Origin of the sequence: Halomonas sp. G11 (genome assembly GCF_001663515.1) — a bacterium.
Classification (GTDB): Bacteria; Pseudomonadota; Gammaproteobacteria; order Pseudomonadales; family Halomonadaceae; genus Vreelandella.
The window spans coordinates 139,905-154,572 of the sequence record NZ_LYXG01000040.1; the positions used below are offsets into that span (position 1 = coordinate 139,905).

General features: G+C 59.2%; 15 protein-coding genes and 1 riboswitch. Of the genes, 9 read left to right on the plus strand and 6 right to left on the minus strand.

Going from position 1 to position 14,668, the window contains the following annotated elements; translation table 11 throughout:
• Positions 1-26: 26 nt before the first annotated feature.
• Genes ADS46_RS14415 through ADS46_RS14425 form a run of 3 tightly spaced genes read right to left on the minus strand, consistent with a single transcriptional unit; the run spans position 27 to position 3,519 of the window.
• Positions 27-1,466, minus strand: coding sequence for an N-acetylmuramoyl-L-alanine amidase (locus tag ADS46_RS14415; RefSeq protein ID WP_234346841.1), 1,440 nt, complete (start codon positions 1,464-1,466; stop codon positions 27-29).
• A gap of 50 nt (positions 1,467-1,516) precedes the next feature.
• The gene (gene tsaE, locus ADS46_RS14420; protein ID WP_066321198.1) at positions 1,517-2,014 is read right to left on the minus strand and encodes a tRNA (adenosine(37)-N6)-threonylcarbamoyltransferase complex ATPase subunit type 1 TsaE; all 498 of its coding nucleotides are present in this window, start codon (positions 2,012-2,014) and stop codon (positions 1,517-1,519) included.
• Between the two features lie 11 nt (positions 2,015-2,025).
• Entirely contained in the window at positions 2,026-3,519 is a 1,494-nt protein-coding gene (locus ADS46_RS14425) for an NAD(P)H-hydrate dehydratase (RefSeq protein ID WP_066321199.1), read from the minus strand.
• Between the two features lie 127 nt (positions 3,520-3,646).
• On the opposite strand from ADS46_RS14425, the gene queG reads away from it, so the two are divergent.
• Positions 3,647-4,738 (plus strand): tRNA epoxyqueuosine(34) reductase QueG, encoded by a 1,092-nt coding sequence (queG, locus tag ADS46_RS14430; protein ID WP_066321200.1) that lies wholly within the window; start codon positions 3,647-3,649, stop codon positions 4,736-4,738.
• A gap of 14 nt (positions 4,739-4,752) precedes the next feature.
• Here the strand turns inward: queG and orn are convergent, their stop codons facing one another.
• Positions 4,753-5,334, minus strand: coding sequence for an oligoribonuclease (gene orn, locus ADS46_RS14435; RefSeq protein WP_066321201.1), 582 nt, complete (start codon positions 5,332-5,334; stop codon positions 4,753-4,755).
• Between the two features lie 88 nt (positions 5,335-5,422).
• Here orn and rsgA point away from each other — a divergent pair, with 88 nt between their 5' ends.
• From rsgA to asd, 3 genes are read left to right on the plus strand one after another with little or no spacing between them, the layout of a single operon-like run.
• Positions 5,423-6,463, plus strand: a complete 1,041-nt coding sequence (rsgA, locus tag ADS46_RS14440; protein WP_066321203.1) for a small ribosomal subunit biogenesis GTPase RsgA — start codon at positions 5,423-5,425, stop codon at positions 6,461-6,463.
• Positions 6,460-7,302: a sulfurtransferase gene (locus tag ADS46_RS14445; RefSeq protein ID WP_066321205.1), complete on the plus strand. Its 843-nt coding sequence runs from the start codon at positions 6,460-6,462 to the stop codon at positions 7,300-7,302. The genes rsgA and ADS46_RS14445 overlap by 4 nt, the downstream gene beginning before the upstream one ends.
• A 10-nt stretch (positions 7,303-7,312) precedes the next feature.
• Positions 7,313-8,146, plus strand: coding sequence for an archaetidylserine decarboxylase (gene asd / locus ADS46_RS14450; protein WP_066321206.1), 834 nt, complete (start codon positions 7,313-7,315; stop codon positions 8,144-8,146).
• Between the two features lie 18 nt (positions 8,147-8,164).
• On the opposite strand, the gene epmA is transcribed toward asd, so the two are convergent.
• Both epmA and efp read right to left on the minus strand, forming a co-directional pair.
• The gene (epmA, locus tag ADS46_RS14455; protein ID WP_066321207.1) at positions 8,165-9,145 is read right to left on the minus strand and encodes an EF-P lysine aminoacylase EpmA; all 981 of its coding nucleotides are present in this window, start codon (positions 9,143-9,145) and stop codon (positions 8,165-8,167) included.
• A gap of 71 nt (positions 9,146-9,216) precedes the next feature.
• Entirely contained in the window at positions 9,217-9,783 is a 567-nt protein-coding gene (gene efp, locus ADS46_RS14460; RefSeq protein ID WP_066321208.1) for an elongation factor P, read from the minus strand.
• Between the two features lie 105 nt (positions 9,784-9,888).
• Between efp and epmB the strand changes: the two genes are divergently transcribed.
• From epmB to ADS46_RS14485, 5 genes are all read left to right on the plus strand, one after another.
• Positions 9,889-10,908 carry an EF-P beta-lysylation protein EpmB gene (epmB, locus tag ADS46_RS14465; protein WP_066321210.1) on the plus strand — a complete coding sequence of 340 codons (1,020 nt, stop codon included), beginning with the start codon at positions 9,889-9,891 and terminating at the stop codon, positions 10,906-10,908.
• Between the two features lie 208 nt (positions 10,909-11,116).
• Positions 11,117-11,239, plus strand: a riboswitch (guanidine-I (ykkC/yxkD leader).
• A 57-nt stretch (positions 11,240-11,296) separates the two neighbouring features.
• Positions 11,297-12,373, plus strand: coding sequence for a putative urea ABC transporter substrate-binding protein (locus ADS46_RS14470; protein ID WP_066321212.1), 1,077 nt, complete (start codon positions 11,297-11,299; stop codon positions 12,371-12,373).
• A gap of 60 nt (positions 12,374-12,433) precedes the next feature.
• Positions 12,434-13,261 (plus strand): ABC transporter permease, encoded by an 828-nt coding sequence (locus ADS46_RS14475; RefSeq protein ID WP_066321213.1) that lies wholly within the window; start codon positions 12,434-12,436, stop codon positions 13,259-13,261.
• Complete coding sequence (locus ADS46_RS14480) at positions 13,258-14,052, plus strand: ABC transporter ATP-binding protein (protein WP_066321215.1); 795 nt, start codon at positions 13,258-13,260, stop codon at positions 14,050-14,052. Before ADS46_RS14475 ends, ADS46_RS14480 begins: the two co-directional genes overlap by 4 nt.
• Positions 14,049-14,668 (plus strand): urea amidolyase associated protein UAAP1 (locus tag ADS46_RS14485; protein WP_066321217.1); only part of this gene is annotated, 620 nt, incomplete at its 3' end. The genes ADS46_RS14480 and ADS46_RS14485, both read left to right, overlap by 4 nt.

Sequence of the window (14,668 nt, forward strand, 5' to 3'; positions counted from 1 at the left end):
GACGTTGTTTCAGTCAATACAGAACCTCATGAACTGGGAATACGCAATACTTGACCCACCCGGATAACATCCCCGTTGAGGTCGTTCGCCTGCTTTAACTGGTTCACCGGCACGCCGTGGCGCACGGCAATCGCCGACAGGGTATCGCCAGACTGAATGCGGTACTCGTCGCCGCTTGGGCGGCGCTGATTATCCCGCTGCCAGGCTAGCAGGCTTGCCGGCGGCGGATAGCGTTCAAAATGGCTCTTCAGGCCGCTGAAAACCGCTTCGGCTACCTGCTGCTGATGAACAGGGTCCCGCAAGCGTCGCTCTTCGTCAGGGTTGGAGATAAAGCCAGTCTCGATCAGCAGTGAGGGGATATCGGGCGACTTGAGCACCATAAAGCCCGCTTGTTCAACCCGTGACTTATGCAGCCGGTTAACCCGGCCCAGTTGATCCAGCACCTGACCGCCAATCGACAGCGAGTCGTTGAGTGTCGCCGTCATGGTTAAATCCAGCAGCACACCCCGCAATACCTGGTCTTTATCGCGCAGAGACAGGTTGCCATCCACCCCACCAATCAGGTCGGAGCGGTTTTCGCTGTCGGCCAGCCACTGCGCCGTTTCTGAGGTTGCGCCGCGCTGAGAAAGCGCATACACCGAACTTCCCTGTGGGCGCGGACTGTTAAACGCATCGGCGTGAATCGAGACAAAAAAATCGGCTTTCTGTTCACGGGCAAGCTGGGTTCGTTGACGCAGTCCAAGGTAATAGTCGCCATCGCGAATCAGCACCGCTTTGAAACCTTCGGCCGCATTGATGGTATCGGCCAGGCGTTGGCTAATATCGAGTACGACGTCTTTTTCACGGGTGCCTGACGGGCCGATTGCCCCAGGGTCTTCACCACCATGGCCTGCATCCACGGCAATAATGATATCGCGCTTGGGGTGCGGCTTGGCTTCTTCAGCGGCCCTCGGCTCATCTGCTGGCAAAGACGCCTGCTGACTGTCTCCCACCTGCGTCTCAGCGCTGGCGCGCTGCGCTTCCATTTCCTGGTCGCGAATCATCGCCTCGATAGGGTCGATAGGGTTTTCCACCGCACTTTCACCAGGATACTCCAGATCGACCACAAGCCGGTGTCCATATTGGTCGTTGGGTGCCAGTGTAAAATGGCGCGGCTCAACGTCACGATTGAGCTCAAGGACTACGCGCAGCCCATTACCTTCACGGGTGCCGGTGCGCAGCGCGCTGATGGCGCTGTCTTCAAGCGACAGGCTATCAGGGTCGGCTTCAAGCTGGCTGTTTTCCAGGTCGATGACCAGCCGAGCGGGATTATCCAGGGAAAATACGTCAGCCGATGTCGCGCCCGACAGGTCGAAAACCAGGCGCGCATGGTCTGGCGCCGCCCAGAGCCGCATACCCTCGACGGTAGCCGCCTGAAGCGACGTCCAAAGACCCGCCGATATGATCGCCACAACGCTCAGCGCCATCTGGCGCAATGACAACACTTTCATCACCTTTGCAATGATCCCCATCGCGCTTATGACCATTGAAACACACCGTCCTGCCGGGGACAGCCAGACAAGCGGTCAGCTAACGTGGCCAACACCTTTTCGCCGAAGTCGCTACCGGCACTTAGCCGGGCTCTGCGTCCGGGCTCGTCCACCGCCAACTGCAGGCAGACATCCGCCGCTGGCAACCAGCCCTCGCCCCGGCTTGCCCATTCAATCAAGCACAGCGCATCATCTGCCAATACCTCACGTCCGCCGATAAACTCTAGCTCTTCAGGGTCAGACAAGCGGTACAGGTCCAGATGGTAAAGCCGCTGGCCTGCCAGTTCATAAGGCTCTACCAGCGTATAGGTGGGGCTCTTGACCGCCCCCTGATAGCCATAGGCCCGCAATACACCGCGGGTCAGCGTCGTTTTCCCTGCGCCCAAGTCGCCTTCCAGATAAATACGCCCGCGTCCCTGCAATACGTTACCCAGGGCTTCACCGAAAGCGACCTGAGCTTGTTCATTATCCAGTTGCACCTGCATTTGGGCTGCCTTCACGGGTTAATTAATTCTCGCGCATAGAATGCCAGATCGCTCGCCAGCAAGCCACGCTCACCGAACGCTGTCGCCGCTCGATCTGCCGCCAACGCATGCACCAGGGTGCCTAGCCAGGCACTGGTTTCGATATCGCCCCGCTGGGCAATCAGCGCGCCCAGCATCCCGCTCAGCGCATCCCCCATGCCGCCACTGGCCATGCCAGGGTTGCCATAGGGACATACCATCAAGCCGCCGGGGCCTGCCACCAGACTGCCTGCCCCCTTGAGTATCACCACGCCACCCCGTGCGCGCTGGAGCGCCTGAGCCGCGGCCGGTCGATCAGTCTGGATATCCTCCACCGAACAGCCCAGTAAATGGGCTGCCTCGCCTGGATGAGGCGTAAGCACCCAGTCATCACGGCGTAAATCAGGCCAGTGCCGTGCCAACAGCGTCAACCCATCGGCATCGACGACCAGCGGCACGCTCGCCTGCAGCGCACTCTGCAGCACCGCCTGCCCCCAGGCAGCCTGCCCAAGTCCCGGCCCGACTACCACCGCATCGGCCTGATGCGGCAGTTCACTGGCTTCCGCTCCGCCGCGAATCGCATGAGCCATGACTTCCGGGCAACGCACCAGACTGGCGGTAATGTGCTCGGCAGCCGTTGCCAGACTGACTTTGCCCGCCCCCAAGCGCGCCGCGGCCTGAGACGCCAGCAACGCCGCACCGCCGAAGCCTGGCGCACCCCCCATGACCAATACGTGCCCCATACGGCCTTTGTGACTGGTCCGCGAGCGGGGTCTGAACGCCTCGCTGAGCATGTCTTCATCAAGACGCCAGGCAGTGGGCGGAATGTCAAAAAACGCCTGGGCCTTGACACTCAGCGGACGGAAGTCGATTTCGCCCGTGTAAGCGGGTGCTTCTCCGGTATGCAGACCAATCTTGTCGCCGATAAACGTCACCGTGCAGGCGGCTTCCACTGCCACGCCAAGTACCGCCCCCGTATCGGCCGCCAACCCTGACGGAATATCAATCGATAACACCGGCTGGGAAGCTGCGTTGATCAGCTCAATAGCCCGCTGATAGCGCCCCGACACCTCGCCATTCAGACCGGTGCCCAGCAGTGCATCGACGATCACTTCACCCGACAACACCGTCGCGGGATGCCACTCCTCGCAGCTCACGCCAGCTTGGCTGGCCAGTTGCGCGGCACGAAAAGCATCGCCCTTCAGTTCGTCCAGCGGCTTTAACGAAATACGCTGGACCTTAAGCCCCGACTGCATCGCCAGTGCTGCCAGCACATGGCCATCACCGCCATTATTGCCGCTGCCGCACAGCACCGTGACGCTACGTGCCTGGGGCCAGCGGGAGCGGAAACTGTGCCACGCACTCGATGCCGCGCGCTGCATCAAGGCAAAACCATCGATTCCTCCGGCAATGGTACGCCGATCCAGCTCGCGCACTTGAGCGGCTTTATAAAGAGGGCGTAACGTAGACGTTGTTAAGCGAGACACGATCTCTCCTTGCACATGTTGTGACGGCCAGCAATGCGTTAGCATAGCGCGGCTGACGCCTGACCGTTGAGTATCAACGCCCAATTTTCTCTGGCTTTTCTTTTTTTTGCGACGAAGCGGCGCTCCCATGCTTTCAGACGATACCCTTGCCGATCTTGCAGAGCTCATCAAAACCTGGGGTCGCGAGCTTGGCTTCCAGCAGGTTGGCATCACCGACACCCAACTGGGCGACCATGAAGCGCACCTCAACGCCTGGCTGGACAAAGGGTACCACGGCGAAATGGGCTTCATGGCCAAGCACGGCACCAAGCGCACCCGCCCGGCCGAGCTCGAGCCAGGCACCCGGCGGGTCATCAGCGTGCGCATGGATTACCTCCCCGCCGAGGTGGAAAGCACCAAGGTTCTCGGCCAACCCCGCCGCGCCTATGTGTCGCGCTATGCCCTTGGCCGGGACTATCACAAATTGATGCGCAAACGCCTGGCACAGTTGGCGAAACAGATCGAGCACGAGGTCGGTGCGTTTGGCTACCGTGCCTTTGTCGATTCTGCACCGGTCATGGAACGGGCGCTGGCTCAGAAAGCCGGCCTTGGCTGGTTTGGCAAGAACGCCATGCTGCTCAATCCCAAGGCCGGCTCGCTGTTTTTCCTGGGCGAGCTGTACACTGACCTGCCACTGCCCGTCGATGCTCCCTTTGAAGAAGAACACTGCGGCAGTTGCAGCGCCTGCCGCACCGCCTGCCCCACCGGCGCCATCGTCGATGACAAGGTCATTGATTCACGCAAGTGCATTTCGTACCTGACGATTGAGCTGCACGGTAGCATTCCCGTTGAGTATCGGCGTGCCATGGGTAACCGCATTTATGGCTGCGACGACTGCCAACTGGTATGTCCTTTCACCCGCTTTACACGCGCGACCCAGGAAGACGATTTCGCGCCGCGCCATGATCTTGACCGCGCCTCGCTGGTTCGCCTGTTTGCCTGGGGAGAAGAGGAGTTCCTGGCCAAAACCGCAGGCAGCCCCATCCGTCGCATCGGCTACGAGCGCTGGCTGCGTAATATTGCTGTTGGCCTTGGCAATGCACCCTGGAGCGAAGCCGTTGAGACGGCACTCTGGGCACGGCGCGCCTACCCCAGCGCCCTGGTACGCGAACACGTCACCTGGGCGCTGGAAGAACAGCGCTTCAAGGGCGCAACACGCATTGCCACCGCCGCCTCTTAGCCGTCATCAGATACCTATTCCTCTTCGTCGCTCTGCGTCTCGAGGCGCAAAAACGTGCTGCGATAATGGGAAAGCTCGGCAATCGACTCTTTAATATCGTCCATTGCCAGGTGGACATTTTGCTTCTTGAACCCTGCCAGTGCGCCAGGGTTCCAGCGCTTGGCCAGTTCTTTCACGGTGGATACATCCAGGTTGCGGTAGTGAAAGAACGCCCACAACGCAGGCATTTCACGCTCCAGAAAACGCCGGTCCTGATGGATGCTGTTGCCGCACATGGGCGAGGAACCCGGCGTTACGTACTGGCGTAGAAAGTCGAGCGTCTGCTGTTCTGCTTCAGCCGTTTCCACCGCGCTGGCTTTCACTCGAGCCACCAACCCCGATTCACCGTGGGTCTTTTGATTCCAGTCATCCATCTGCGCCAGCAGGCTATCGGGCTGCTTGACCGCGATCACCGGCCCTTCCGCCACGACGTTCAAGTTCGCGTCGGTCACCAGGGTGGCCACTTCAATAATGCGCTCCTTGTCGGGGTCCAGCCCGGTCATCTCCAGGTCAATCCAGACCAGCCGGTCATCACGCGGTGCAACATGTTCGCTCATAGTGCTCTCCAACGGTAGTGGGTATATCAAGTTACCCAGCGGCAGTTAACAGGTACAATGATGCCATTGTACCGAGCATCGGGTGGTCATGAGCAAACGTAAATTAAGCCGTCAGCAACGCTGGCGGGTCGAGAAGGTCCAGGCAGAACGCGCCCAGCGCGCTGAAAAGCGCGATACACAGGATGCCGAGAAGCTTGCCGCCGGTGAATACGGTGCCGAGCAGCCGGGTCGCGTAATGGCGCATTTTGGCCGTACGCTGGAGGTACGCAATGCCGATGGCATGCCCGTGCGCTGCCATCTGCGTGCCAACCTTGATGGATTGGTAACCGGTGACCGGGTCATCTGGCGGGCAGGCCAGGAGGGCTCCGGGGTGGTGGTGGCCCGCGATGAACGTGCCAGCGTCCTAAAGCGCCCTGATGCGCGCGGTCTGCTCAAGCCAGTGGCCGCTAATATTGACCAGATACTCATCGTTTTTGCCGTCGAACCCGCGCCTCACCCCAATTTGATCGACCGCTACCTGGTGGCTGCCGAGGCCACTGGCATTGCACCGGTGCTGGTGCTCAATAAAACCGATCTGCTACCGGACGATGGTGGCGAGTTGGGGCAGCTATTGGAGCGCTACCGCGATTTGGGTTATACCGTGGTGCGCACGACCACCGCGACAGATTCAGGGCTTGATGCGTTACGCCGCCAGCTCGAAGGACGCACGTCGGTATTTGTCGGTCAGAGCGGCGTGGGCAAGTCATCGCTCATCGATCTGCTGCTGCCCGATGAAAGCCTGCGCATCGGGGCGCTGTCCGAGGATTCACGCAAAGGCACCCATACGACGACAACGGCAAGGCTTTATGCCATGCGCACGGATGAGGTCATCGACGGCGAATTGATCGATTCGCCCGGGATTCGTGAATTTGGCCTGATCCATCTTGATGAACAGGCGGTCACCGACGGTTTCATTGAGTTCCGGCCGTTTATCGGCCACTGTCGGTTCCGCGACTGCCGCCATCGCGCTGAGCCGGGTTGTGCTTTACTTGAAGCGGTCGAGGCAGGCAACATCCATCCAGAACGATTTGCCAGCTACAGGCGTATTGTTGATAGCCTGAACGCTGAACCCATAAGGAGTCGCCCATGAGCACCGAGCGCCATTCGTCTGAAACCAACGTGCTACCGCTGATTGTCGAGCCCGAGCAGCTTCAGGCGTGCCTGGGCGACCCTCAGCTACTCATCATCGATGTGCCGGTAAACGCCGACAGCTATCGCCAGGGCCATGTACCCGGCGCCGTTTTCCTTGATTTTCGCCATTTGATGCGGGGCGAAGGGCCTGTTCCCAGCGACGTTCCCAGCGTTGAGGCGCTTTCGCGGCTGTTCAGCGCGCTGGGCCTTACCCGTGATACCCATGTCGTTGCCTACGACGACGAAGGCGGCGGCTGGGCGGCGCGGCTACTGTGGACGCTGGAACTTGTCGGCCATACCCGCTATTCCTACCTGAACGGCGGCATACACGCCTGGCGCGATGAAGGGCTTGAAGAAAGTACCGAACCCAAGGCGCCGACACCCAGCGACTATCGGGCCGAAATCCTGAACCCCCAGGCGTTGATTACCTGCGACGAGATCAAACAGAAGCTCGACGATAAACAGTTTGCCATCTGGGATGCACGCTCAACCGCCGAATACGAGGGCGAGAAGGGTAACAACAAGCACCTGGGGCATATTCCGGGGGCGGTCAACATGGACTGGCTGAACGTCATGGATCGCCACCGGGCGCTGCGCATCCGCGATTACGCCGAACTGGTTACCGAGCTGGATGCACTCGGCCTGACCCCTGAAATGGAAATCGCCACCCACTGCCAGAGCCACCACCGCAGCAGCTTTACCTGGCTGGTCGGCAAGGCACTGGGCTTCAATATGCGCGGCTATGCGGGCTCCTGGGGCGAATGGGGCAACCGCGACGACACACCGATTGAGAAGTGAAAACACCACTGTGACTGTTTCCCAACACGCTTTTTCCCTGCTTCAGTACCCATTACCGCAGCATGCCCTGTCGCGGCTGACAGGGAAATTTGCCCAGTGCGACAATCCCTGGGTAAAAAACACCCTGATCAACGCCTTTATCAAGCGTTTCAACGTGGATATGAGCCAGGCTCTGGAGCCTGACCCGACGGCCTATGCCACCTTTAACGACTTTTTCACGCGCGCGCTAAAGGCCGATGCCCGTCCGATTCACGAAGGCATCATCAGCCCCGCCGACGGCACCCTTTCCCAGTATGGCCGCCTCCAGGCTGGCCAACTGGTGCAGGCCAAGGGGCATACCTACTCTGCGCAAACCCTGCTCGGCGGTGATACGGCAATGGCGGAGGAATTCCTCGGCGGCAGCTTTGCGACCGTGTATCTCTCGCCGAAGGACTACCACCGGGTACATATGCCGGTCACCGGCACCTTGCGGGAAATGGTCTATGTGCCTGGGCGGCTGTTCTCGGTCAACCAGGCCACGGCCAACTATGTGCCGGGGCTATTCGCCCGTAACGAGCGCCTGGTGTGCATCTTTGATACCGAGCAGGGGCCAGTGGCCATGGTGCTGGTAGGGGCCATGATCGTCGCGGCGATCGAAACCGTCTGGTCGGGCCAGGTCACGCCACTGTCCGGCCATCCTCAGCGCATGCAGTTTGGCCAACCGATCACCCTGGAAAAAGGCGCTGAAATGGGCCGCTTCAAGCTCGGCTCCACGGTGGTGATGTGCTTCGCCAAAGCGGTCAATTTCACAGAGCAGCCCCTCGCCTCGATGGTCAGCATGGGCGAGTCGCTCGGGAGTTATTGAGGGCTCATCCGGTGATGGCTAGCAATTAGGCGTCGAGAACGCCAGCACGTCTTCCAGGCGTGCTTTGCCAAGCGCCAGTTGCACCAGACGGTCAATGCCCAGCGCCACCCCGGCCCCATCCGGCATGCCGTGCTCTAAGGCGGCCAGCAGGCGTTCATCGATGTCCACCTCGGGCAAGCCCAGGCGGCGGCGCTCGGCATTATCTTCCATAAAGCGGGCGCGCTGCTCAGCCGCATCGGTCAGCTCATCGTAACCGTTGGCCAATTCAATGCCGTTTAGATAAAGCTCAAAGCGTGAAGCGACCCACTCACCGTCAGCATCTTGATGGCGGCGTGCCAGCGCCGCCTGGCTTGCCGGGTAATCCAGCACCACACTCAATTCATTGCGCCCTAACTGCGGTTCGATCGCCAGCCCCATCAGCAAATCGAGGCACGTATCGCGCCCCTCGTTCGCCATCGACCCGGTTGGCATCTGACCGCGCTCGGTCGCAAGCCTGCGCAATGCCTCAAGCGACGTCGTGAACGGGTCGACCGCTAGATAGGTATGAAACAGCTGACGATAGCGGTAATGCACCACCGGTCCATGAAAACAGGGCAGAATATTAGCGACCAGCGCCGTGGTTTCGTCGATCAGATCGGCCAAGGTAAATCCTGGGCGATACCATTCCAGCATGGTGAATTCGAGGTTGTGCCGGGCGCCCACTTCGCCATCACGAAAGCTTCTTGCCAGCTGAAAAATGGGCCCGCTACCCGCTGCCAACAGCCGCTTCATATGAAATTCCGGCGAGGTTTGCAGCCACAGCCGACGATGGCCTCTATCCGTACGTGCCATCGTTGCCAGCGACACCAGGTGGACATCGGTACTACCCCCCTGCCCCAGCACCGGTGTTTCCACCTCCAGGACATCGCGCGCAGCAAAAAAACGTCGCACGCTCGCCAGTAAACGGGCTCGCTCACGCAGCGTCTCGATGGTGGCCGTTGGTCGCCAACTTTCCGTCATTGGCCTTTCTCCCAAAAACAAAGCCACGCCCTGGGGCGTGGCTGTCAATATATCGCGTTCCTGGCGCCTTTCTAGGCCCGCGATACGTATTCTCCGCTGCGTGTATCAATCTTCAGGACTTCCCCTTCATTGATGAACAGCGGCACACGCACCACGGCACCGGAAGACAAGGTGGCAGGCTTGGAACCGCCCTGGGCGGTATCGCCTTTCAAACCGGGGTCGGTTTCGACCACTTCCAGCTCAATGAAATTCGGCGGTGCTACGTGAATGGCGTTATCGTTCCACAAGGTAACGGTATAAGGCACCTGCTCCTTCAACCACTTTTCGGTCTCGCCGAGTGCCTTCTTTTCCACCGCATACTGCTCAAAGGAGCCGTCGGTTTTCATGAAGTACCACATTTCGCTATCGTTATAGAGATACTCCATCTCAAGCTCCATGACGTCAGCACCCTCTAACGAATCACCCGACTTGAAGGTCCGCTCTCCCACGCGGCCGGTCATCAGGTTACGTAGCTTGACGCGATTAAAGGCTTGGCCCTTGCCCGGCTTGACCAGCTCGTTCTCGATGATCGAGCAAGGATCGCCGTCGAGCATTACTTTCAAACCGCCCTTGAATTCGTTGGTAGAATAGTTCGCCATATTGCCTCTCAATGATGCATTTCAGTAACTGAAGCGAGGTGTCGCTTCGCCTCTGAGGATCGTTGTTGAATAAGTGCGCGCATGATAACCCGAAGGAGGTCTTTTTTGCAGGAGAACATCATTATCGCCGACGAGCGACTTATTACCCAAGCCCCTTCTTGGCAGCGGCAGCTATCGCAAGCGATTCGCGACCCGGCGGTCCTGTGCCAGCAGCTTGCCTTGAGCGATGAATGGCTACCGGGTGCTCGCACGGGCCATCAACTGTTTGATATCTGCGTTCCCGACGCCTACTTATCGCGCATTACCCCCGGCAACCCCCATGACCCACTGCTGCGTCAGGTGCTGCCGCTCGACGACGAGGCCCTGACACCGCCAAACTATGTCACCGACCCCCTCGAGGAGGCGGATCATCAGCCTGCCAAAGGGTTGATTCACAAGTATGCGGGCCGCGTGCTGCTGATCGCCAGCCCTAACTGTGCCATCAACTGCCGCTACTGCTTTCGCCGCCATTTCCCCTACAGCGAGAATTCGCCCTCCAGGGCTCAGTGGCAGGAAGCCCTCGACTACCTGCGCGCCGACACCTCCATTCACGAAGCGATTCTCTCCGGGGGGGACCCGCTAGCCGCCAATGACCGCCAACTGGCCTGGCTGGTCGAGCAGCTTGAAAGCATCCCGCATCTCAAACGGCTGCGCATTCACACGCGTCTACCGGTGGTGATTCCCGACCGGGTTGATGACGCCCTGATCGGATGGCTATCTGCCACTCGCCTGCAAAAAGTCGTGGTGTTGCATATCAACCACGCCAATGAAATCGATCAGGCAGTGATCGATGCCTGCGCGCGGCTTAAGCAGGCCGGAGTGACGCTACTCAACCAGAGTGTCCTGCTACGTGGTGTTAATGACGGCGTAACAGCCCTCGCCACACTGTCGGAACGGCTATTTGAAGCAGGCATTCTGCCCTACTACCTGCACGTATTGGACCCCGTGCAGGGCGCTGCACATTTCGATGTCTCGGATGAAGAAGCCCGTGACTTGGTGGCTGCGCTGCGCGACCTGTTGCCGGGATTCTTGATGCCGCGGCTAGTGCGTGAAATTCCCGGCGAGGGCAGCAAGATACCGCTTTAATGCCTAAGCGTCTCAAATCAGTGCAGCAGCCAGCGCTCATGCACCATTAACGCACACGCATCGAGGCGATGCTTATGGCGCTCTAGCGTCGCCTGCACTGTAATTATCTGAAAAGAAAAGATTTAGACTGGATCGGCCACGATTTTGCTGTGTGTCTAGGCGTAACAAACGGGGTATTGGCGGCTAACGCTGCCCAACAATTGAGTTTCCAATAGATCGCTAGGGTTCCGACACCATCAACGTATGCCCCCTGATGGCTGTGGCTGGTCCGAGAGCAATCGACCTAATGCTTAGGCAGTAGGTTACACGGCGGGACAAAAGCCCGGGAGGATAAGGTGCAGTGATGCGCCGATGCCCCCGAGTTTTCCCTTTGCCGCTGGAGGCTGCCATGACCCTTGCCAATCGTAACGCCCTCAAAAGTTTCTCCCTCGCCCCCTTATCTGCCGCGCTACTCGCATCAACGCTTGCCATCACGCCCGCCCAGGCGCAGGAACGCGATGAATTCAGCGTCTGCTGGTCGATCTATGCTGGCTGGATGCCCTGGGCCTACGCCGACGTTGAAGGCGTGGTCGACAAATGGGCCGACGAGTACGGCATCAGCATCGATGTGGTGCAGGTGAACGACTACGTCGAGTCCATCAACCAGTATACATCGGGCAACGTCGATGGTTGCGCCATGACGAATATGGATGCCCTCACGCTTCCGGCTGCCAGCGGCGTCGACTCCACTGCGTTAATCGTCGGTGACTATTCCAATGGCAACGATGGCATTGTGTTGAAAGACAATGACGACCTCACGGATATCGAGGGCCTCGAGGTCAATCTTGTCCAGTTCAGCGTGTCGCATTACTTATTGGCTCGCGCATTGGAAAGCATCGGCTTGACAGAGCGTGACATCGAAACCGTCAACAGCTCGGATGCTGACATTGTCGGCCTATTTTCGAGCGAATCCACCGAAGCCGTCACCACCTGGAACCCTCAACTCAGCGCGATTGCCGAGATGCCGGATGCCAATGTGGTGTACACCTCTGCCGAAATTCCCGGCGAAATTCTTGACCTCATGGTAGTGAATACGCAAACCCTTGCTGATAACCCGGAATTAGGCCACGCGCTGGTAGGGGCCTGGTACGAGGTCATGGAGGTAATGGCCAACGAAGATGAAGACGCGCTAACGCTCATGGCCGATGCAGCGGGCACTGACCTTGAAGGGTATCAAGAGCAATTAGCCGCGACATATCTCTATACCGACCCAGCCGAAGCCCTCGAATTGATTGAAAGCCCTGACCTGCTCGAGACCATGGAAAGGGTCGCCCAATTCAGCTTTGAACACGGTCTGCTCGGCGACATGGCACCCAATGCGGGCGTCGTCGGCATCGAAACCCCCAGCGGTGTGTTTGGCGATGAAAGCAATGTGCGACTGCGCTTCGATCCAAGTTTCACTCAAGCTTATATCGACGCTCAATAATTCGCGCAATGGGAGCGGCGCTCGCCGTTCCCCCTGCTTGCATCTTCTGTGGACACCGCCATGAAGCGATTAATTAACTCAACGCCCTCCAGGGGCGGCCGTTGGCTCTTGGGTCTGCTGCCTTTTGTACTGCTGGGGATGCTCTACCTAAGTCTTTCTAATGCAAGGCTTGCGGAAAACCCCAACGACCCCCTACTGCCTACGCCTGCCAAGATGGCGCAGTCATTTCACCACCTGGCCACCGCCGAGAACGCTCGCACCGGTGAAATTTTACTCTGGAGCGATACCCTCGCCAGCCTTGAGCGTATTGTCATTGGCGTAGGCATTAGCGCACTGATCGGCCTGATTGTGGGCATATTAAACGGCGGGCTTCCCCTCGTGCGCGCCAAGCTTTCCCCACTGGTTACCGTTGCTTCGCTGATTCCGCCGATGGCGCTATTGCCCATCCTGTTTATTGCCTTTGGCACTGGTGAAGCCGCCAAAATCGCGCTGATTGTGATTGGCGTCACGCCCTTTCTCATTCGCGACCTTCAGGGTCATGCATTACGTCTACCCGATGAACAACTGATTAAAGCCCAAACGCTGGGCGCCAGTTCTTGGCAAGTATTGCTGAGGGTGCTGCTGCCCCAGCTTACCCCTCGGCTATTAAACGCGACCCGCCTGGCAATGGGCACCGCCTGGCTGTTTTTAATCGCCGCCGAAGCGATTGCCGCCCAGGAAGGGCTTGGTTACCGCATTTTTCTAGTACGCCGCTACCTCTCCATGGACGTCATTTTACCCTATGTGGCCTGGATCACTCTGCTGGCATTTCTTCTTGACCAGCTGCTGGCCTGGGCATCACGCCTGGCCTTCCCCTGGTACCACGCAAGTGAAGGAGACAACGCATGAGCCTGCTGGCGGCCAAACGGTTAGAAAAGCATTACGGCAACCATGTTGTCCTTGAGAATCTCAACTTCAGTGTTGAATCCGGCGAGTTTGTCACCCTGGTGGGCGCCTCGGGCTGCGGCAAAACCACCTTCCTAAAAATGCTGCTGGGTACCGAAGCCACCTCGCGGGGTAGCTTGATGCTGGACGACCACCCCATTCCCAACGAGCCAGGCCCCGATCGTGGCGTGGTGTTTCAGAAATACTCGGTGTTCCCTCACCTGACGGTGCTGGGCAACGTGATGATGGCCGATGAGTTGCGCAGCTCTAAATTACTGGGCAAGAGTTTCGGTGCCGCCAGGCGTCGCGGGATTGAAAAAGCCCGCGAGCGTATTGAAGAAGTCGGCCTCGACCAGGCCCTGGATAAATACCCGCATGAACTTTCCGGCGGCATGCAGCAGCGCCTGGCCATTGCCCAGGCGCTGATGATGCGGCCACGTATTTTGCTGCTCGATGAGCCCTTCGGCGCGCTGGATCCGGGTATCCGCCAGGATATGCACGTGCTGATCAACCGCCTGTGGCAAGAGCAGCAGTTGACCATCTTCATGATCACCCACGACTTGAAAGAGGCGTTTGAGCTGGGCACCCGGCTATGGGTCTTCGATAAAACCCGCCACGACCCCCAGGCGCCGGAAGCCTATGGCGCCACGATCACCTACGACCTGCCCATCTCGCGAGACCGCCCGTCTGAAGCATTGAAGGAAACACTGCAGCAGGGCGGCCTGCAAACCCACACCCAGGAGACGCTGCTATGAAGCGCGAACCAGACTACACCACCCATTTACCCGGCGGTCATCACTGGTCGCTGCGCCTGCGCCGTGGCACCACCCTGACCCTGACCGCCCAACACGCCGACAGCAACGTCGGGCTTTTGTGCTACAACCCGGAAAACCTGCTCGAGCGTTTAAACCTGCCCGACACGTTAAAGTGCCAGCACACCTTCAAGCTGACCCAGGGCCACTGCCTTTATTCGGACATGGGGCGAATCTTTGCCTCCATCACTCACGACGACCTGGGCTGGCACGACAGCGTGGGCGGCAACCTGATGCCCCGGCATTTACTGGCCAAGGGCTGGCAGCCGGTCAGCTATCAGCAGGGCCACAACGACTGGACCCACACCGGCTTCGACGCCTTTCTGGTCGAGCTTGCCAAATATGGCCTGGGCCGCCGGGATATGGCCGCCAACCTCAACCTGTTCGCCCGGGTCGAGAGCGACGACGAGGGCAAATTGCGCTACGTGCCGGGCCACTGCAAGCCCGGCCAAAGCGTCACGCTGCGTTTCGAGATGGACACCCTGGTACTGCTGCACACCTGCCCCCACCCCCTCGATCCCAGCCCAGACTACCCCCGCCGCGGCGTCGATATTGCCCT

Coding starts and splice junctions, on each gene's coding strand:
- ADS46_RS14415 (WP_234346841.1), bottom strand. CDS start 1,466: ATGGCGCTGAGCGTTGTGGCGATCATATCGGCGGGTCTTTGGACGTCG.
- tsaE (WP_066321198.1), bottom strand. CDS start 2,014: ATGCAGGTGCAACTGGATAATGAACAAGCTCAGGTCGCTTTCGGTGAA.
- queG (WP_066321200.1), top strand. CDS start 3,647: ATGCTTTCAGACGATACCCTTGCCGATCTTGCAGAGCTCATCAAAACC.
- orn (WP_066321201.1), bottom strand. CDS start 5,334: ATGAGCGAACATGTTGCACCGCGTGATGACCGGCTGGTCTGGATTGAC.
- rsgA (WP_066321203.1), top strand. CDS start 5,423: ATGAGCAAACGTAAATTAAGCCGTCAGCAACGCTGGCGGGTCGAGAAG.
- ADS46_RS14445 (WP_066321205.1), top strand. CDS start 6,460: ATGAGCACCGAGCGCCATTCGTCTGAAACCAACGTGCTACCGCTGATT.
- epmA (WP_066321207.1), bottom strand. CDS start 9,145: ATGACGGAAAGTTGGCGACCAACGGCCACCATCGAGACGCTGCGTGAG.
- efp (WP_066321208.1), bottom strand. CDS start 9,783: ATGGCGAACTATTCTACCAACGAATTCAAGGGCGGTTTGAAAGTAATG.
- ADS46_RS14470 (WP_066321212.1), top strand. CDS start 11,297: ATGACCCTTGCCAATCGTAACGCCCTCAAAAGTTTCTCCCTCGCCCCC.
- ADS46_RS14475 (WP_066321213.1), top strand. CDS start 12,434: ATGAAGCGATTAATTAACTCAACGCCCTCCAGGGGCGGCCGTTGGCTC.
- ADS46_RS14480 (WP_066321215.1), top strand. CDS start 13,258: ATGAGCCTGCTGGCGGCCAAACGGTTAGAAAAGCATTACGGCAACCAT.